Origin of the sequence: Vibrio sp. 1F253 (assembly GCF_041439295.1) — a bacterium.
In the GTDB taxonomy this organism is placed as follows: Bacteria; Pseudomonadota; Gammaproteobacteria; order Enterobacterales; family Vibrionaceae; genus Vibrio; species Vibrio tasmaniensis_A.
Window position 1 is genome coordinate 27,208 of sequence record NZ_JBGONU010000028.1, and the last position, 18,731, is coordinate 45,938.

General features: G+C 45.7%; 20 protein-coding genes. 3 read left to right on the forward strand and 17 right to left on the reverse strand.

Annotated elements, in window-relative coordinates; genetic code table 11:
* Positions 1–79 precede the first annotated feature (79 nt).
* The 17 genes from ACED28_RS14430 to ACED28_RS14510 form a co-directional block, all read right to left on the reverse strand.
* Positions 80–1,303 carry a beta-ketoacyl-ACP synthase gene (locus ACED28_RS14430; RefSeq protein WP_371710131.1) on the reverse strand — a complete coding sequence of 408 codons (1,224 nt, stop codon included), beginning with the start codon at positions 1,301–1,303 and terminating at the stop codon, positions 80–82.
* Entirely contained in the window at positions 1,300–2,025 is a 726-nt protein-coding gene (locus ACED28_RS14435) for a 3-ketoacyl-ACP reductase FabG2 (protein ID WP_371710132.1), read from the reverse strand. The genes ACED28_RS14430 and ACED28_RS14435 overlap by 4 nt, the downstream gene beginning before the upstream one ends.
* On the reverse strand, positions 2,022–2,486 hold the full coding sequence (locus ACED28_RS14440; protein WP_371710133.1) for a hotdog family protein: 465 nt from the start codon (positions 2,484–2,486) through the stop codon (positions 2,022–2,024). Before ACED28_RS14440 ends, ACED28_RS14435 begins: the two co-directional genes overlap by 4 nt.
* Positions 2,479–3,678, reverse strand: coding sequence for a beta-ketoacyl-[acyl-carrier-protein] synthase family protein (locus ACED28_RS14445; RefSeq protein WP_371710134.1), 1,200 nt, complete (start codon positions 3,676–3,678; stop codon positions 2,479–2,481). Before ACED28_RS14445 ends, ACED28_RS14440 begins: the two co-directional genes overlap by 8 nt.
* A 5-nt stretch (positions 3,679–3,683) precedes the next feature.
* On the reverse strand, positions 3,684–4,307 hold the full coding sequence (locus tag ACED28_RS14450; protein WP_371710135.1) for a DUF3261 domain-containing protein: 624 nt from the start codon (positions 4,305–4,307) through the stop codon (positions 3,684–3,686).
* Positions 4,304–6,676: an MMPL family transporter gene (locus tag ACED28_RS14455; protein WP_371710136.1), complete on the reverse strand. Its 2,373-nt coding sequence runs from the start codon at positions 6,674–6,676 to the stop codon at positions 4,304–4,306. The genes ACED28_RS14450 and ACED28_RS14455 overlap by 4 nt, the downstream gene beginning before the upstream one ends.
* Positions 6,648–7,346 carry an outer membrane lipoprotein carrier protein LolA gene (locus tag ACED28_RS14460; RefSeq protein WP_371710137.1) on the reverse strand — a complete coding sequence of 233 codons (699 nt, stop codon included), beginning with the start codon at positions 7,344–7,346 and terminating at the stop codon, positions 6,648–6,650. The genes ACED28_RS14455 and ACED28_RS14460 overlap by 29 nt, the downstream gene beginning before the upstream one ends.
* A complete protein-coding gene (locus ACED28_RS14465; RefSeq protein ID WP_371710138.1) occupies positions 7,333–7,863 on the reverse strand; it encodes an acyl-CoA thioesterase in 531 nt (176 codons plus the stop codon). The genes ACED28_RS14460 and ACED28_RS14465 overlap by 14 nt, the downstream gene beginning before the upstream one ends.
* Before the next feature lie 39 nt (positions 7,864–7,902).
* Positions 7,903–9,450 carry a histidine ammonia-lyase gene (hutH, locus tag ACED28_RS14470; protein WP_065678578.1) on the reverse strand — a complete coding sequence of 516 codons (1,548 nt, stop codon included), beginning with the start codon at positions 9,448–9,450 and terminating at the stop codon, positions 7,903–7,905.
* The gene (locus ACED28_RS14475) at positions 9,428–11,248 is read right to left on the reverse strand and encodes a glycosyltransferase (RefSeq protein WP_371710139.1); all 1,821 of its coding nucleotides are present in this window, start codon (positions 11,246–11,248) and stop codon (positions 9,428–9,430) included. The genes hutH and ACED28_RS14475 overlap by 23 nt, the downstream gene beginning before the upstream one ends.
* Positions 11,241–11,603 (reverse strand): 3-hydroxyacyl-ACP dehydratase, encoded by a 363-nt coding sequence (locus ACED28_RS14480; RefSeq protein WP_065678580.1) that lies wholly within the window; start codon positions 11,601–11,603, stop codon positions 11,241–11,243. The genes ACED28_RS14475 and ACED28_RS14480 overlap by 8 nt, the downstream gene beginning before the upstream one ends.
* An 88-nt stretch (positions 11,604–11,691) precedes the next feature.
* The gene (locus tag ACED28_RS14485; protein ID WP_371710140.1) at positions 11,692–13,074 is read right to left on the reverse strand and encodes an AMP-binding protein; all 1,383 of its coding nucleotides are present in this window, start codon (positions 13,072–13,074) and stop codon (positions 11,692–11,694) included.
* A gap of 6 nt (positions 13,075–13,080) precedes the next feature.
* On the reverse strand, positions 13,081–13,638 hold the full coding sequence (locus tag ACED28_RS14490; protein WP_012603416.1) for a septation protein IspZ: 558 nt from the start codon (positions 13,636–13,638) through the stop codon (positions 13,081–13,083).
* Complete coding sequence (locus tag ACED28_RS14495; protein ID WP_009848591.1) at positions 13,638–13,895, reverse strand: acyl carrier protein; 258 nt, start codon at positions 13,893–13,895, stop codon at positions 13,638–13,640. Before ACED28_RS14495 ends, ACED28_RS14490 begins: the two co-directional genes overlap by 1 nt.
* A 10-nt stretch (positions 13,896–13,905) precedes the next feature.
* Positions 13,906–14,166: a phosphopantetheine-binding protein gene (locus tag ACED28_RS14500; RefSeq protein WP_009848590.1), complete on the reverse strand. Its 261-nt coding sequence runs from the start codon at positions 14,164–14,166 to the stop codon at positions 13,906–13,908.
* Between the two features lie 106 nt (positions 14,167–14,272).
* The gene (locus tag ACED28_RS14505; protein ID WP_012603417.1) at positions 14,273–15,043 is read right to left on the reverse strand and encodes a 1-acyl-sn-glycerol-3-phosphate acyltransferase; all 771 of its coding nucleotides are present in this window, start codon (positions 15,041–15,043) and stop codon (positions 14,273–14,275) included.
* Entirely contained in the window at positions 15,040–15,819 is a 780-nt protein-coding gene (locus ACED28_RS14510; protein ID WP_371707866.1) for a beta-ketoacyl synthase chain length factor, read from the reverse strand. Before ACED28_RS14510 ends, ACED28_RS14505 begins: the two co-directional genes overlap by 4 nt.
* 71 nt (positions 15,820–15,890) lie before the next feature.
* On the opposite strand from ACED28_RS14510, the gene ACED28_RS14515 reads away from it, so the two are divergent.
* The 3 genes from ACED28_RS14515 to ACED28_RS14525 are packed head-to-tail and all read left to right on the forward strand — an operon-like array spanning position 15,891 to position 18,649.
* Positions 15,891–16,280 carry a hypothetical protein gene (locus tag ACED28_RS14515; protein ID WP_017103990.1) on the forward strand — a complete coding sequence of 130 codons (390 nt, stop codon included), beginning with the start codon at positions 15,891–15,893 and terminating at the stop codon, positions 16,278–16,280.
* 29 nt (positions 16,281–16,309) lie between these two features.
* Positions 16,310–17,383, forward strand: a complete 1,074-nt coding sequence (locus tag ACED28_RS14520) for a methyltransferase (protein WP_009848586.1) — start codon at positions 16,310–16,312, stop codon at positions 17,381–17,383.
* Between the two features lie 24 nt (positions 17,384–17,407).
* Positions 17,408–18,649 (forward strand): NAD(P)/FAD-dependent oxidoreductase, encoded by a 1,242-nt coding sequence (locus ACED28_RS14525; RefSeq protein ID WP_371710141.1) that lies wholly within the window; start codon positions 17,408–17,410, stop codon positions 18,647–18,649.
* Positions 18,650–18,731 lie beyond the last annotated feature (82 nt).

An 18,731-nucleotide genomic window follows, 5' to 3' on the forward strand; every position in this document is an offset into this window, starting at 1 on the left:
GCATTAGCTAGATTGAAAAAAGGGTCAGTAACTTGGTTACTGACCCTTTTTATTTGTCTTGAGTTTTATCTAGCTAAGCTCAGATTTTCTTGAAGATGATTGAAGTGTTGATTCCGCCAAAGGCAAAGTTATTACTCATTACATACTCAACATTCAATTCGCGACCAGAACCTGTAATGTAATCGAGTTTACCGCAGCGTTCGTCGATGTTTTCAAGGTTCAATGTTGGGCTGAACCAACCGGAATGCATCATTTCTAGGCTCAACCAAGCCTCAATGGCACCACACGCTCCAAGCGTATGACCAAAGTAGCTTTTCAATGAACTGATTGGCACTTCACCAAAAATGTTCGCGGTCGCATTACTTTCTGCAATATCGCCTTTATCTGTTGCCGTTCCGTGCGCCGAAACGTAACCAATTTTTTCAGCAGGAAGCTGTGCATCTTTCAGCGCTTTCTCCATACAGATTTGCATGGTTTCCATTTGAGGTTGGGTCACATGGGCAGCATCGCAGTTGCTGGCAAAACCGATGATTTCCGCGTAGATCTTTGCACCGCGAGCAACCGCATGTTCATACTCTTCAAGAACAAGCGTACCAGCACCTTCACCGATAACCAGGCCATCGCGCTCACTGTCGTAAGGGCTAGGGGATTTTTCTGGCGTGTCGTTTTTTAAACTGGTAGCAAAAAGGGTATCGAAAACGGCAGATTCGGTTGGGCATAGCTCTTCACCACCACCGGCAACCATCACGGTTTGGTAACCGTGTTTGATTGCTTCATAGGCGTAGCCAATCGCTTGGCTACCTGAAGTACAGGCACTGCTGGTGGGAATCACACGTCCACGTAAGCCAAAGAATAGCCCGACGTTGACCGCTGCGGTGTGTGGCATCATCTGAACGTAAGTCGTTGCGGTGATAGCTCGTGTCGATTTCTCGTTAAGCATCACGCCAAATGCACCAACCGCATCAGTACTGCCAGTTGAAGAACCATAGGCAATGCCTGTTTCGCCATTAGTCAAAATGTCGTGGCCAATCAGCCCTGCTTGCTCTAGTGCATTTTCGGTTGCCACTGTTGCTAGGCGAGACACGCGGCCCATGCCACGAACCTGTTTGCGCTTATAGTGCTTAGGTAGTTGGAAGTCATCAATAGGTGCGGCAAGCTTAGTGTTGAGGCCATCGTACTGCTCAAAGCTAGGCATATACTGGGTCGCATTTTCACATGCTTTTAGTTTTGGCTCGATGTGCTGCCAATCGTTGCCAAAAGCGGTAACGCCTGACATGCCAGTTACAACAACGCGGCGGGTCATACTAAGCCTCCATTAACTGAAATCACTTGGCGAGTTACGTAGCCGGCAATATCCGACATTAGGTAGCTGACTAGGCCTGCTACTTCTTCTGGTTCACCCATGCGGCGCAGTGGCACTTGTGGAAGCGCATGATCTTTCACGTGCTCATCCACCATGCCAGTATCTATTAAACCCGGAGCGACACAGTTTACTGTGATTTTACGTTTCGCGAGCTCTAAAGCCAGAGACTTAGTAGCGCCAATCACGCCCGCTTTTGCTGCGGCATAGTTGGTTTGACCGCGGTTACCCATGATGCCGGATACAGAAGCCAGAGTAACGATTCGACCGCCTTTGCGTTTTTGAACCATTGGCATCACGCACGGGTGAAGTACGTTGTAGAAGCTGTCGAGGTTGGTATGGATAACACCATCCCACTCTTCTTCAGTCATAGCTGGGAATGCCGTGTCACGAGTAATACCGGCATTATTCACCACACCATAGTAAGCGCCGTGTTCGGCAATATCTGACTCAAGCGTTTCGCGACATTCGCTGCGATTGCTGATATCAAATTGGATCAGACGTCCTGCAGCACCGAGCTCAGTGATCGACTTTAATGTGTCTTCAGCACCTTGCTTGTCACCCATGTAATGAACGGCGATTTCAAAACCGTCTTTCGCGAGTTGAATAGCGATCGCTTTACCAATGCCTTTACTGGCACCAGTGACTAAAACCTGACGGCTCATGATGGGCTCCTAGTTTTCATTTCTTGTAATTTTTGTTCGGTCGGCACGTAGACGTTGAGTTGGCATTGAGCCACTAACTCGCCTTGGTCTTCGACTCGGGCGGTAAACACGGCCATGCCACTGTCTTCCATGAGTTGTTCAGCATAGATATCAAGGGTTTGACCTTGAGTAAATTCATCACACAGTGACTTGTAGCGACGAGAACCGAGTAAGAAGCCGATTGGAGGAGTAGTGCCGTTTTTCATCGCATGGTATCCAGACCAAGCTGCAACAGACTGCGCCATAAACTCGATGCCAACATAAGCTGGGACCGTTTGAGATTCGGCGTCAAAGAATAGGTTGTGCGCGCCAATATCGACCTGGCAGTGAATCGACAATGCCTCAACGTTGATAGCTCGATCGATTAATATCATCGGATCATCGTGTGGGAGAAGTTGGTCTACAGAAGGGATATCAGTCATTTATTACACCAAAAATCAGGCTAATGTTGTTGCCACCAAAAGCGAACGAGTTGCTTAAGATGTTCTTTACTTTAAGTTTCTGGGAACAGTTTACCAAATCAATCTCAATATCTTCAGCTTTATACTGACATTTTTGTAAGGGGAGTGGTAAGTCATATTTTAGAATATGCCACGCAATTGCAGCCTCTATCGCACTTGCCGCTCCAAGAGTATGTCCTGTTAGAGGTTTGGTTGAACTGACGGGAACCTTGTTTGCAAAAATACGATGGATGGCTTTGCTTTCCATTGAGTCATTGAGTGGGGTTGCGGTGCCATGGGCATTAATATAACCGATGTCTTCTGCTCGTAACTGTGCAGAATCTAAAGCCTTTTTCATTGCTTGCTCTGCGCCATTCCCTTCAGGGTGGGGCGCTGAAATATGGTGTGCGTCGGAGCTGTCGCCATAGCCTAATAGGGCTATATTCGAAGTGCTTTGAGTTGTATTGGTAGCGGTTGGTTTTGTCTTGCTAAGCAACATAAATGCCGCTGCTTCTCCGATGTTGATGCCATCACGAGAGGCGCTAAAGGGCTTACAATGTGTGGTTGATAGCGCTTCAAGACCATGAAAGCCATTGAGCGTCAGTTTACATAGTGTATCGACACCTCCAACCAACACAGCATCAGCCATTCCTGAATCTAACAAACGTTGGGCAGTAACAAATACACGGCCACTTGATGAGCAAGCAGTCGATATCGCATAGCTTGGCCCGGTTAATGCACAATGTTGGCTAACAAACTCAGAGGTGTTGCTTAGCTCTTGTTTTGAATAGTGGAAATCTTCGGGGAAAGAGTCATGTTCTAGTTTGTGTTTAAACGCCGTTTCACCATCAGAAATTCCCGAGGTGCTTGTGCCGATAACTACAGCAATCCTATCGGCACCAAATTGTGATTTTGCTTGCTCGATAGAGTCTTTGATTTGATTAACAGCCGATAACGCCAGTTGATTGTTGCGAGTGGCGTATTCCGCTTGTTCTGATGGGATTTCTGGTAATTCGCCAGCCACCTTACCAACGACCGTCGGCTTACCGTCGTTTAGCATGTCGCTCACTTCAACCATGTTTGATTCATGCTCGCCTTTGAGGCAGCCATGAATGTCAGCAACGCTTGAGCCTAATGCGGAGTGGAAACCACAGTCTTGGATATAAATAGGCATGATGTTTAGCTCTTACTTGGGTTATCGACAATCGTTGAGTTCAACGTTTGTATCGTGATGGTGTAGCCTTGAATCAAATGCTTGAAAACAATGTTGCCTGCGGTTTTGTGTGTTCCGGGCTCTGCTTGGTAATCAATTTTAATGATTGGCTGTTGGTTTTCATCAAATACGGAGCGGCTGTTTTCGGTATCGATCAAATACCAACCGATGTCTTCTAAAGGTTGAGCCCATGCTTCAACTGGCCATAGAGTCAGCATCAAATTAAATAGTACTTGCTCGGGTAGCGGCAGGGTAGCGCCAAGACCAGATAGAACTTGAGTATCAATCGTTTGGTTTTGGTATTGCAGCGATAGAATGCGAGTACCCCAAGAGGAGAAACCCGCCAACACGACTTTGTCTGATGTGACTTCGACTTGAACAGGAAGTTGCTGCGTATCATCTTGCCATGTTGCGCTGATCAGCTGGCTTGCCGTAAATGAGTATCCCAGTTCATCAGGCAGCGGCAAGGCGAGCTCTGTGTCTTTGTCGATTGCGACACTTGCGCCTGTAGGCTGTTGAGACACCATCGAACAAGCGCTAAGTAGTAAGCCCAATCCAACGGCGAGCGCTATCTTGATTGTTTTGTTCATCTAAAAGCCTCTCGAGAGTTTGATTTTTCCTCTGCTTGTTGGTTGTTGATTGCAAGTGGCGAAAGCAACCACGCGACGAAAATACCAGTTAGGACGGTAACACCGAAACTATGAATGGCATGAGTTTGACTCAACGATAATAAGCCAAACGAGAGTAACGTCGTGAGGCCTGACAAAGTAATCGCCAATAAGGTGCTTAGTGATTTCTTCTGCTCAGCAAAGAACAGGGTATAGTCGATACCAATCCCTAGAATCAGAATCAGTCCAAGCAGGTTAAACAGATTCAGTGTCGAGCCTAAAATTCCCGTGACCGCTAAACCAGCGACTCCGGCAATTAATGAAGGCAACAGCATTAATAGGCTTTGCTTCACACCATAACGCCAACCCAACACCATGCCAATAGCCGCTAATGCTATCAATAACAACTCGGTGATCTTGACTCTATATTCCGCAAAGAGAGCAGAGATTTCATCGGCTTTATTAAGGTATTTAACACCTTGTTGCTGAGCAAAGCTTGAATCGAGCCATTGAGAGAACTGTTCTGAATCTGTGACGTCTTTGATCAAAATGACCGACGCGGCTTGCCCATCGATCGGTTTTAACCAAAGTGGTCGAACAGGTTCTGACACTGGTGATTCTAAAAATACAGATACCGTGATTGCCTCGAACTTAGGAAGATCTGGAAAGCTAGGCCAACCAAGAGTGTTCTGTAAGATATGGCTTTGCTGGCTATAAAGTTGTTTAACCAATTGATAGTTATCATGCTGTTGTTGTTTGCTTAACAACTGTTGATTGATGCTGCGATATCCAGAGATACCTTGGCTATCGACCAAAGAATCTAAGCTTGTGGTGATTTCTGCCAGTTTTTTGAGTAGCTTTTGGTCGCTCTTGGCAGTCACCAGAAGCATATTTTGACCACTGCCTAATCCTGATATCTCAGTAATGGCTTGTTCTTGCAGTTTGAGTTGATTAGGCATCGCTTGAAGTTGACGAATATCGTCGTCGTAGCGAATTTGACTGAGTGATATCAGGCTCAAGACAGTCACAGCTAACGGTAAGCCAATTTTAAATTTTTGGTTGCTCCAGAGGCTTAACCAAGTATGCCAAAGCTTCGACAGAGGAAGAGGGCGTTCTTGGCTTGGTTTTGCCGCTAAAACCGGATACCAACACACCACACTGGCGTAAGCTGCGATCAGTCCAATCGACGAAAAAAGAGCAAGTTGCTGTAACCCCGGGAAAGGCGCCACCAACAAGCCTAGGTAGCCAATCAAGCTGGTGATCAGACCCAAGGTGATCGCAACGATAATATGTTTCAACCCTTTGTCGCTTTGCCATTGATTACCAGCCGCCAAGCGATCAGTCAGGTAGTGAAAGGAGTAGTCGATGGATACGCCAATTAAGCTGGCACCGAACACCAAACTAAACAGGTGAACCTTGCCGAAGATAGCGACGGTGCTTGCCAGCGCAACCAATAATCCAGTACTGATGGAAAGTAAGGATAAGGCAAGTGGGAGGGCGCTACGAAATGTTAGCCACACCAATAAAATTACACCTGCCAATGAGCCCAAACCAATGGTACTGATTTCTGATTTCGCGCTTTCGGTACCGTAATTGGCGTAGAACACCACACCGGTATGCTCTACTTTGACACCAAACTGCTTTTCGACCTCACGCTCAATTGAATCAAGATCGGGAAGTTGCTCTTGAATCGCTAAACTATAAGGCGAACCCGCCAGAGTCGCCGTCACCAAAATATGAGTTTGCTCATTAGACTGGGCTGTGAGGTATCCCTCTTTCACAACAAAGTTACTTGATTGAACGCCAACAGCACTGATGTAGTCGCGAAATAACAAGAATGGATCCATCGACAGTTCGGCTGCAGTGACGCCTGAGAAAGGATTGTACAGAGATTGGATGACATATTGAGCTCGTGAATCAGGCGAGTGGGTCAGCGTCTCTTTTTGTTGTTGAGTCAGCAGTTGAGCTCGGTGACGAAAGTAGAAATCGCTCCACTGGCTTTGGGTGCTGGCGCTGATTTTACCTTGAACTTGCTTAAACAGAGTTGGCTGACTTGAAAAGGCTCTTTGGTTGAGGGATTTTTCAAAAGCGTCGGTCGCCATCATTGCTTGGTCGATGTCGAGGGCGCTGATGATAAACACCACTTGCTCGCTCATCGAGCTGGATATCTGCTGAAAGGCTTGCTCTACCATTGGGTCTTGCTGGTTTTCTGGTAGTAACTTTAGGATGTTGCTTTCAATCGGTACCGACGAAGAAAAAGCGAATTGTTTTATTAACAATCCGCTAAATAGCATGACGACAACAAGCCAAACAAGGGCCAGACTAGAGTTGGAATTGTTGCGCTTCAGCATCTGATAATACTTCCGGTAGATGGCTTAATTGGCTAAATTCGATCACCGTGCTGTCTCCACGAATCTCTCTCAACTCAATACGTTCAATATCATTTTTACCTTGCAGCGTAATGGCTTCAAACACCGCGTTCATCGGAGCACTTTTCGGCTTTAGAGTGAGTGTCCATCGTGTGCCTTGTGAACTTGCGTTTGCACTTTCATCAGTGTTTGTAGTGGTTGCAGGCTCAAAGTCGAGTGAGAATTGTTCTTGGAGTTTTTGCGTATCCCCGTGGAACACCGATAAGAATATATGGCTGAAATAAAACGCCATTGGGTTTTCTTTGTCGGTGATGATTTTAGCGGGTTGATCGGCAAACCTTTGGCTCAGTTTGTTATCGGTTAGCACCAAGCTAACAGGAAAGGGGGTAGTTTGTGTCCAAAGCAAACCATTCGACTTGTCTAACAGGAAAGTACCTTGTGATGTTAGAGGCTGGGCGAACATTTCCATGTTGCGCGTTTGGGTGAACTCACCACGCACTATGTTGTTTGCGCTTAATACTGTTTGCAGATCTGAAATAGAACCAACCGTAGCTGTACTTTCATTAGCAATAACAAAACTACTCGCCATCATTGAGGCAAGCCCGAGCAGTGCGATACTGATTTTCTTACGCCCACGCTTAAACAGACTCATGTTTCACCTGCTGCTGTGTGTTAGGTACTTGAGGTTGCTCTGATTGGTGGTCGTTTGATTGCTGCTCAGTTGATTGGGGTAAGCAGCCCAATTGATGCCAATGTTCGACTTTATCTGTAAACACTTTCGGCGAAGCAAAACACATCTCTTGCTCTTCAATGGTAACCGCAACCTGCATTGTGTGAGCGCGTGTCATACGAGCACCTGTGTTGGCATCGTGAATTTCGTAGTCAACACGCAAGCGGTTTTCCCATTCAGTTAACTTAGCGGATACCTTGATCTGATGATTAAACGGTATCGCTTTGATGTACTTTACGCGCGTGTCGATGATCGGCCACATGTAGCCCGAATCCTTCATCTCATGGTAGTTGTACTCAATCTTATCCATCATGATGCGCCTAACTTCTTCAAAAAATCGGAAGTAGTTGCCGTGATAGATGACGCCCATTGGGTCGGCATCTTGAAATGAGGTGATAAGTGTCACCTCAGATTGTAATGGATGAAGGATTTCAGACATAAATCGCTCTCAACAATATTGCGTAAAGGGTTAGCTACTCTATGAGTAAAGTGACCAGTGTTGACTTTGAATACGAGCAATGAAGTGGCGTAGATCGCCTTCAAGTGGTCGATCTTCTACGATAAATTCAAACTCTTTGAGTACTTCGTCGCGAATGTGCTTGAGGTTCTCACTCATGTGGTGCTCATCAAGCTCATTGTGGCGTTTACGAAGTTCAAGCGCTTGTGTACCAGCCAGAAGTGACGCTGCTGCTACTTGTTCAGTCAGTTCAAGAACGCGTAAGCAGTCACGAGCCGCAATGGTGCCCATGCTGACTTTGTCTTGGTTGTGACACTCGGTTGAACGAGAGAACACGCTTGCTGGCATGGTGTGTTTCAATGCTTCTGCTGTCCAAGCTGAAACGCCAATCTGTACCGCTTTGAAACCGTGGTTGATTGGTTTACGTTCGCCTTCAGCACCCGTTAGGTTAAATGGTAAGCCGTTGTTGAACTTGTAATCCATCAACTGCGCCATTTGGCGATCAAGTAGATCTGCAAGGTTGGCTACTGCTGTTTTTAGCGTATCCATTGCCATTGCGATGTGGCCACCGTAGAAGTGTCCACCGTGCAGTACGCGCTCATTGTCGCCATCGATAATTGGGTTATCGTTAGCGCTGTTGAGCTCGTTCTCAATCATTTGGCGTAGCCAAGGCAGAGAGTCTTGAACCACACCAATCACATGTGGAGCACAACGCAGTGAGTAACGATCTTGTAGGCGATCACTGTTGCGTGGCGGACGATCCGCTTGTAAGTCATCACGTAGCCATGCAGCAACTTGCTGTTGACCCGGATGAGGCTTAACTGCAAACAGCGCTTCATCGAAATGGAAATCGTTGCCTTGCATACCTACAGACACCATTGCGGTGATCTTAGTCGATAGCTGAGCTAGGTATTCTGCACGTTTGTAGGCGATACAAGCCAAAGCCGTCATTACTGACGTGCCATTCATCAATGCCAAGCCTTCTTTTGGCTTAAGCTTGATAGGGTTAATCCCTAGCTCTTTGTAAACGTCACTAGTAGGGCGAACTTCACCTTTGTAGATGACATCGCGCTCACCAATCAGTGCAGCTGCCAGATAAGACAGCGGCGTTAAATCACCACTGGCACCAACCGATCCTTCTTGAGGAATGCGCGGCGAGATATCTTGGTTGATCAGAGTGACGATCTGGTTGAGCAAATCGTGAGTCACACCAGAGACACCTTGTGACAATGAACAAAGACGTGTCGCTAATACTGCACGAGATTGTTCGTGAGACAGTATTTCGCCTAAACCACAGCCATGAAAGCGCGTTAGATGCAGTGGTAATTCATCAACAAGGTTTGGCGGAATTGCAACGGTACATGAGTCACCGTAGCCCGTTGTCACACCATAGATCACGCCTTCTTCTTTCAATAGGCGTTCTAAAAAAGCGACACCGCGGTCGATCTTTGATGTGAACTCATTACTTGAGTTCATCGAGGCTTTTGCGCCTTGTGAAATAGCGACAACATCCTCAATCGTGAGGCGTTCGGCACCAAAGGTGATGCTATTTGGATTTTTTTTCGTCATGGTGCTTGCTCAATGTCCAAAAGTTAAAAAAGTTGTACCACTGAAGCGGTGCTTTCAGTGTGTAGTGCTGAAGTCGGTCTGCGTATTTCTGCACGACTTGCTGTAAAGATTGTTCGCGAGTCTTCCTTGGTAGCTCTATTTTGTCGCTGAAATGCTCAAAATAGACATTAAAATGCGGTTTGGTTTGTGAGTCATCTCGTAGGCCAAACAGTAAGAATACTGGCGCTTTGAGAACAGAGGCTAACATAAATGGTCCTTGAGGGAAGGGAGCTTCTTTACCCAAGAACTCTGCCCATACTGAGCGACTCTCTTTGCTGGTGGAGGTTCTATCGCCAACGATCACAATCCATTCACCTTGCTCCAATTTCTGTTGCAACAAGATGGCGGTATCAGGGCCCATCGATGTCACCTGGATCAGGTTTAAATCAGACTGTGGGTTTACCGCTTTCATCACCGAATTAAAGCGTTCGGCGTGTTCCGTGAAGACCAGCGCATTGATTTTGATGTGTGAGTGTCGACGTCCCAAAGCGCGGCACAACTCGATATTACCAAGGTGAGAACCTAGGATTAGCACACCTTGCTGGTTTTCCACCATACTTTCGAATTGCTCTTGACCATGAATAGTCAGGTTATCGACTGAAAAATCGCCTTTCCATGCGGCTAATTTGTCTAGCATGGTGTGACCAAACGAAAGCAGGTGGTTATAACTGGTTAATTCAGCGGGTAACTCAATATTCTGTTGCTCTGCGTATGTCTTAAGCTGGAATAGGTATTGCTCAGAAGCGTTTCGCGCGCGCTTGCCTGTCAAATGGTAGTAACGCATCACACCGCGCAAAATTAGGTTGAATACACCTCGGCCTAATAGTGAGTACACAGCTAACAACAGTTTGATACCGAGAACTGTGCCGCGCTCTTGAGTTCTGGACCAATGAGGCTGTTCAGTGCTATTTGGTGTCTGCTGCGCCTGATTGCTTTCTGAAAATTGTGTCGAACTTGTTAGGTGATCTTCAGAATCTGATTTGAAGTGACGAGCAATCAGCTTAGGGGCTCTTGGCAGCATGCCGAAGAACAGTCGAGTATGCATCCAACTGATTTTTACGTTGTCCCACAGCGCATCGAAATGAGAGACACCATCTTCAGGGTAGATGACTCGCGTCTCAATGAAGTCAATGTCGCAACCTTCCCAGTATAGGCGAACCAGAATCTCGATATCGAAGTCCATTCTCGAACCAACATCGTATTTGCTGAGCACTGCTTGTGTTTGGTTGATTGGATACGCTCTAAAGCCACACATGCTGTCTTTAATCGAGAGAGATAGAGTTTCTATCCACACCCAAATATGTGTCGCGTAGCGCCCGTAGAGCCTTGCCTTCGGTACGCTATCGTCATAGACAGGCTGACCTGAGATCAGGCGCTGGGGCTTAGCTTGTGACGCTTCGATTAATGCGGGTAGGGCGTCTAGGTCATGTTGACCGTCAGCATCAATCTGAATGGCATGACTAAAGCCGAGCTCCTGTGCTCGCTTGATGCCAGCCTTTACGGCACCGCCTTTGCCTTGGTTCTGCTCAAGCGTAACCAAGGCTACGTTTGAATTCTCTACTAAGGGAGCCAGAAACTGTTTCGTGGTGAGTTCACTGCCATCGTCAACGATGATTATCGTCAACTCAAAATGATGGAGTGACGACACCACTGCAGGCATGGTTTCACCGTGGTTAAAGCACGGGATTAGGAAGCAAGCTTTGTAGTTGCTTTCTTTTGTTACGTGTTGAGAAGCAGCCTCAGCAGGAGCGCTATTCACTTTTCTCTCCCAGCTTCATTTTTCCTGAAGAGTGGGTCTGTTCACCGTTGTTTGAGGTGTAGCTGAAGCTCAGCTTGTCTTTGTCAGCATCCCATTTGAGTGATAGCTGGATTGTGGCGTCAGGAAGGATAGGCTCTTGGAATTTGATGACCTCCATACCTTTAAAGTAACCAGGGACATTTAACTCTTGGACAGCATAGTGAAGTGCCCAGTCAATTTGTGTCACACCGGGAAGAATAGGGAAGCTCTTAAAGTGCCCCTTAAAATCGGTGATGTCTCCGGTAACATGGAGTGTCAGGGTCGATTCTTTCTCTACAGTGTCAACAGCAATGACGTTTGGTTTTCTCTTATCCATAGCGTGTGCTTAGAATCCTTGGGCTAAAATGGGTGTTGTGACAAAAATATAAAAAGACAGTCTCAGTGTAAAACACGATAAGCGATTTCTATGATTTTACGAGCTGCTCTATGTGAGAGGTTAACCGCTTGCCTTGGCTGTTGAGGGGGATCTCATCAACAACACGATACTTTCTTGGAGTAGCGATTGGCTCTAACCATTTTCTGAGTTCTGAACGTAACATTAACCAGAATTTACCTTTACTCATGGTTGCGAGAGTCGCTTGGCCTTCCTCTGATAATACCAAAACTGACGCCAAGATTAAGCGTTCAGGCTCTTCAAAGGGAATGACCACACACTCGCTTATCCAAGGTAGTTGCTCCAGTCGCTTTTCAACTTCAACCAGTGATACTCGTTTTTCTTCTATCTTGATCACTCGGTCGGTTCGGCCTTTCAATATAAATTGATTCTCTGAGACCATTTCGCACTCGTCTGCGGTTTGATACCAGTTGTTTTTGTCGATGTACGGCGACAATAACTTAATGCAATTCTCACTATTGAGATTGGCCTTAATACAGTCAAAAAGCTGCCAAGGTGTTTGAACGCTCTGTTGCTGACGAAACGCGATGCCGCCGGTTTCTGTGCTGCCAAACACCTCGATAGGTAAATGCCCGAGCAGACCTCGTGATTGATGAGCCGACTCGGTAGGTAAAGGGCCACCAGAAGAGAATACCCCCGCTAGATGCGTAGACTTTGTCTCGTGTTTTAATCGTTTGAGTAGCGCAGGGCTGCTGATCAGCACGCTCTGCTTGTTAGCGTGAGACAGGATCTGTTCCGGGTATTCGAGATTGTTTCGAGAAAATGGAACGCCAGAACAAAGCGGCCATAAGATTCGAAACAACAGACCATAGATATGTTGGTGTGAGACGGTGCTGTGGACTTGGTTGTCTTTAAGCAAGGCGCCCCAGTTTTTATCTAGCTGAGCGATTTCAATATCTAGGTGTTCTAAGGTCTTATGGATTGCTTTTGGTGTACCGCTTGAGCCTGAAGTAAACAAGGTCAATTGGATTGCTGCTAACTCAATGGCGGGAAGATTATCGGTTAGAGGTTCTCGTATTTCGGTGTCTAATAAGGTTTGGATATTGCGAACTTCATTTATTTCCACTGCACCAATCGCATCATCGACCAACAGACAGTCAAAATGCTCACTCAGCTCGGCAAGCGCACACGGTTGATAGTTACCTGGCAAGATGATGTGTTTGTTGCTGGCTGCGCACGCTAAAAAGGCCACTGAAAATAGGTAGCTGTCTTGGGTGCAAATCGCAACTCGTTGAAAAGGGGATGAAGATAAAAGCTGTACGAGTTGAGATAAGTCGTCGTTAAATGTTTGCCACGAAATCTCGCTATTGTCGTCAAAGCAGACAATAGAATCAGGCGATCTGTTCTGACTGAGAAGTTCAGACAAGGAAGTGTAAGAGACGGTTTGTGTCATAACAATTTAACTCTGACGAATGCGCTGTCTTACTACCCACTCTCCTGCAAAGAGCAACCCTGCAAATACATAGCTGAGTAAGCCATTGTATAGGGTCCATATTTCAAGAGGTTGGAAGCAGGTGTAAAGGGCGATAGAGCCATTGATAACAAAGAACAGACACCAAACTTTGGTGACTGTTCGTGTGTAATCAACGCCACTTTGTGGAAGTTCTGGCTCTTGGAGGCGAGCAAGCCGCTCGATAATCGTTTGCGGTTGCCATAGGCTCGAGGCGAACACAACCAGCATACAAACATTAACGATGACGGGGTAATAAGTTAGCCAGCCGTGCTGTTTGAAGGTTAACCCTAATGCCAGCAGAACAATCCCGGCACTTCCGCTGATCCAAGCTAGGTGTTTTAGCTCTTTGATTTTAGCCTGACCACCGGTGAAAATGCGGACAGCAAAAATAGCGGCTAAGACGATACCAACGGTTTGTAGGCCAAACTTGTTGAGTCCAAAGTAAACCGCTATTGGATAAGTGAAAAGTATGATTGCCGACAGTAAAGTCAGCAGAGGACGCATTATGCGTCCTTCAATAGTTCAACCACAGACTCGACAACGTCATTAACGGTGCGTACTGCTTTGAACTCTTCAGGCTTGATCTTCTTACCTGTAACGTTCTGTAAGTGAACGACCAAATCAACGGCATCAATGCTGTCGAGATCTAGGTCGAGATAAAGGTGTGCTTCTGGAGTGATATCTTCAGCATCAAGCTCAAACAGCTCGATAAGCGCATCTTTAACCTGGTTGAATACTTCTTGTTGGTTAGCTTGTGTCATAAAGATCTGTCTAGTTGTTTGTTTTAGATGAAATGTAGTTAGCTAGGTTTTCAACCGATGCAAAATGCTGGCGAGTGTTTGAATCGTCGGCATCGATAACAATGTTGTACTTTTTCTTGATAGCAAGGCCGAGCTCAAGGGCATCGATAGAATCTAATCCAAGTCCATCACCAAACAGTGGTGCTTCCGTTTCAATTTCATCAATGCTCATATCTTCAAGATTCAGTGCGTCGATAATCAGTTGTTTTAGTTCGTTGTGTAATGTTTCCACTTAGGCCTACTTAGTACTTTATCTAAATGCTACGTCAAGGGGGGCGATTCTACATTATGTGATGTATTTTCGAAACGCTGATATCACCAGTTGTTTTATTGATGAGCTAAATATTCTCTTCGGAAGGAAAAATAGTCTGTGCAAGGTGTTGATTGAGGCGCCTTGCTGCCGAAGTTAAGTTGTTTGAATTCTCAATAAAGGGTGCGACGTCTATTTTACCTTTCACTGCGATATGAAAAAAGGGTTTAGTGGCAGGAACTTGATACCATTTTTTCTCTTTTGTTAAGAATGTCGGAGAAACTGTAATATGAATCACGCGTAAGTCGGTTTGTGTTCGAGTGGCAATTTGTGCCGCACCACGTTGTAAGGATGGTTCAATTCCTGGCGTTGTGCGAGTTCCTTCAGGGAAAACTAACAATACATTTCCACGCGAAAAGCGTTCTTCACAGCGTTCTAAAAGATCGTCAGGGGTTTGGTTGGGTATGTATCCCGCTGCTTTGACAATCCTCTTCATAAACGGGTTTTCCCATATTGCCGCTTTAACAAGACAATCACATTGAGGAAGTTGAGAGGCGATCAGTACATAGTCAATCAAGCTAGGGTGATTGGCGACAATGATGCAGTTGCGATCTTCGCGGAGCAGTTCGGCGCCATCAATTTGGTAATCAATCGCGCCTGTGAACTTCATTATTTGGCAGAATGCATTGAATGAGAAACGGATTAATCGTTGTGCTTTGAGCTCTCTTTCTATGACGTTGCGAGTCGTTAGGGCGATCGAAGGTAAGATTAAGAAGCTTAAGACTAAGCCTCCCAAACCAAAGATGGTAAAGCAGAGCCCCGTCGCGAATACTCGCCAACATTGGCCTACTTTGCTCATTTCTGTGCACCTGCTTGGGCGTTATTGACCCAGGACCAGTTTTGGTGCTTACCAGCAATAGTCCAATGCTGTGTTCCCAATAGGATATGTTGTAGCGTTTGTAGGCCTTGTGGTAAATCAGCTGCTGAGCTGTCTCTAACTTTGGGGGGGCTAGCGATTGGTTTACTTGTTACTGCTCTCGAAACTGAGTAGTCACTGCCTGCAGTGACTACTAAACCTAGAGCGTAGTCAGCATAGTGCTGATTTTCGTATTCTCGATATACATCAGGCAGAGGTTGGTCGAAGTCAATGACGAGTACACGATGTGACGGATACTGATGTAGGTAAAGATAAGCTTCAATCAGGGCGTTGTGAAAGGTATCTTGCCCAGAAGCGATAGAGGTCAGTGGAATCGGTGCTTTTGCAGCAATCGTTGTTAGGCCTGCTGCGGTGTTGTGTACTGATTGGGAAAACGCCATTGGAGAGGCATCGTCACCTTCTAATATTGATTGAATCAAAGCAACAGTTCGGTGGAGCTCACCATGTCGACTGGCAAAAACCAGATAATCAATCGAGGTATCTTTTAATAGGGTTAATGCGGTTTGGACGGCCAGTTTGCTTTGCAGGCTCATTCGGCGGCGCATCATAGGAGGGATGGCTTTAAATTCAGTTGAGCCATTTTGTGGCCAATCTAAATGAGTGCTCCACGTTTGCCACTCGGCAACGGAATAGAGGCCTGGCGAATTTGCTGACCATTTTTCAATATTAAACGACATTAATTGGGATTGATTTGACATAGAGTATTGATTTACTTTGGGTCTAACTAATACTATGCATGCTTATAAATAAACACGGGTAAGGAGTTTAAATGAAATTACTAAAAATAGCCGTTTCAATGTTATTTATACTCGTTCTTGCAGGCTGTGGACGTGTCCAACCTGTAATGAATGTTGAGGATACTCCAGTTGCTTTGAATCTTCAAAGTAAACAGGTGAAATCAGCGATTTATGAGTCTGCTGAGAACCGAGGTTGGTTGGTTTCAGAAATTAAGCCAGGCCTAATCCGTGCTGAACTGTATGTCCGTTCACATCATGCTGTGGTTGATATTCCATATAATGATAAGTTTTACTCTATTCTTTACGTCGAATCAGAGAATTTGAAGTACGACGATGGTGAAATTCACCGTAATTACAACCGTTGGGTTAATAACTTGAACGTTGATATTAAACGCAAGCTTGCACAAATGGCTGCTATGTAGCTCTCTATTATTTTAAAGTTAGGTTTTTCGTGTCGGAATATAAATTAGATCCATTTAACGCATTAGAAGCAAAAACAGAAGCGCAAAAATTGTCTTTTGCTCCTATTGTTTTTCATACAGCTCGTACACTTCGTGATTTAGGTATTTTGAAAGCGTTAGATGACGCGGGCAATGATGGTTTACCCGCTGAAACTATTTCTCAAGCAACGGGTGTATCCGAATACGGTGTCAAAGTTCTGCTTGATATGGCGTTGAGTGCTCACATCGTTACTTGGGATAAGCCTCATTATAAAATGGCTAACCTAGGTTTTTATCTATTGCACGATGGCATGACCAACGCAAATATGGATTTCACGGCTGATGTCTGTTACGCCGCGATGATGCATTTAACTGAAGCGATTGAAGAAGGTACACCCGCGGGCTTGAAAGAGCTGGGTGACTGGGAAACGATTTACCAAGGTTTGTCTCAATTGCCAGAAAAAGCAAAAGAGAGTTGGTTTAAGTTTGATCATTTCTACTCAGATCGTTCGTTCCCTGTGTTACTTGAGAAAGTTTTCAGTAAGAAGCCTAAATCGCTGGTGGATATTGGCGGTAATACAGGTAAGTGGGCAATGCAATGTTGTAACTACGACTCTGATGTCGAGGTGACGATTGTCGATTTGCCGCAGCAATTAGAAATGGCAATGGCAAACGCAACACAGCACGGTCATCAAGACCGAGTGACTCCATTCCCCGCTAACATGCTTGATAAACAGCAAGCGCTGCCGACAGGTACGGATGTGTGGTGGATGAGTCAGTTCCTTGATTGCTTCTCGCCAATGGAAATTCTTAGCATATTAAAGCGTGTTCGCTCTCATATGTCAGAAGACGCGACTGTTTATATTCTTGAACTGTTTTGGGATGCACAGAAATACGATGCGGCTTCTTATAGCTTAAATGCGACGTCTCTCTACTTCACTTGCTTGGCCAACGGCAACAGCCGCTTTTACCGCAGTGAAGATTTCCTAGAGATAGTGGAAGAGGCTGGCTTTGATGTGGTGACTCGTACCGACGATATCGGTCTTGGGCATACGCTTCTGGAGCTGAAAGCTAGCGCGAAATAATCATGGTAAACATGGCTTAAATTAATGAAAAAACTGTCAACTCAAGTAGTGATCATCGGAGCTGGCCCATCAGGGTCTATTGCGGCGTCTTTGCTTCATAAAAAAGGCATCGATGTTCGAGTGATTGAAAAAAGCCTTTTCCCCCGTTTTTCTATTGGTGAAAGCCTGTTACCAGCGTGCATGGAAGTGATCGAACAAGCGGGCATGAGCGAAGCTGTGGCTAATGCTAACTTCCAATTTAAAGATGGCGCGGCTTTTCGTAAAAATGGTGTTTATACGGCGTTTAATTTTGAAGATAAGTTCTCTTCTGGGCCGGGAACGACGTTTCAGGTTCAACGAGGTACTTTTGATAAGGTAATGGCAGACTGTGCTGAAGCGCAGGGTGTTACCATTGATTACCAACATGAACTGATAGGCATTAATTTCGCTGAAGACCATACTATACTAGATGTACAAATACAGGGTGGAGAGCGTTATCAGTTAGAGGCTCAATACGTCCTGGATGGTAGTGGTTTTGGTCGAGTGTTACCCAAGATGCTCGATTTAGAAGAGCCATCACGACTTCCTCCGCGCAAAGCTATCTTCACACATGTTAATGATCATATCTCAGCAACGGATACTGATCTTGAATACGATCGCAGTAAAATTTTGGTCTCGGTACATCCAACCAATCCTGATGTTTGGTATTGGTTGATTCCCTTCAGTAACGGAGTCTCTTCATTCGGTGTGGTAGGGGAACCTAAATTCTTTGAATCATACCCAGAAGACAAGATTTCGGCGATTAAGCAGCTGGCAACAGAAGAGTCGGGCTTGGCCGAGATTTTGGCAAATGCGGAGTATCCAAATCCCGCAGGCGAAATTGGTGGCTATTCTGTCAACGTTAAACATCTTGCAACCGATAAGTATGCATTACTGGGTAATGCAGGGGAATTTCTTGACCCTGTATTTTCATCGGGAGTGACTATTGCGATGAAGTCGGCTCAGTTTGTGGTTGAGTGTGTGGAAAAACAACTCAATGGCGAGAAAGTCGACTGGGATCGTGAATACGCTGAACCATTGATGATTGGGGTAAATACTTTTAGAACGTATGTTGAAGGGTGGTACTCGGGGGCTCTTCAGGATGTGATTTTCTATCAAGAACCAAACCCGAAGATAAAGCAAATGGTATGTTCGATTTTGGCGGGCTACGCATGGGATCAAAGCAACCCCTATGTAAACGAGTCAAAACGTCGATTGAAGACGCTGGCAGAGATACGCCGAAGCTAGATGGTCTATTTAGTATGTAATAGCATGCTAAATGGTCACTATGGTTAGCCATAAATCAAAACAGCCGCAATGCGCGGCTGTT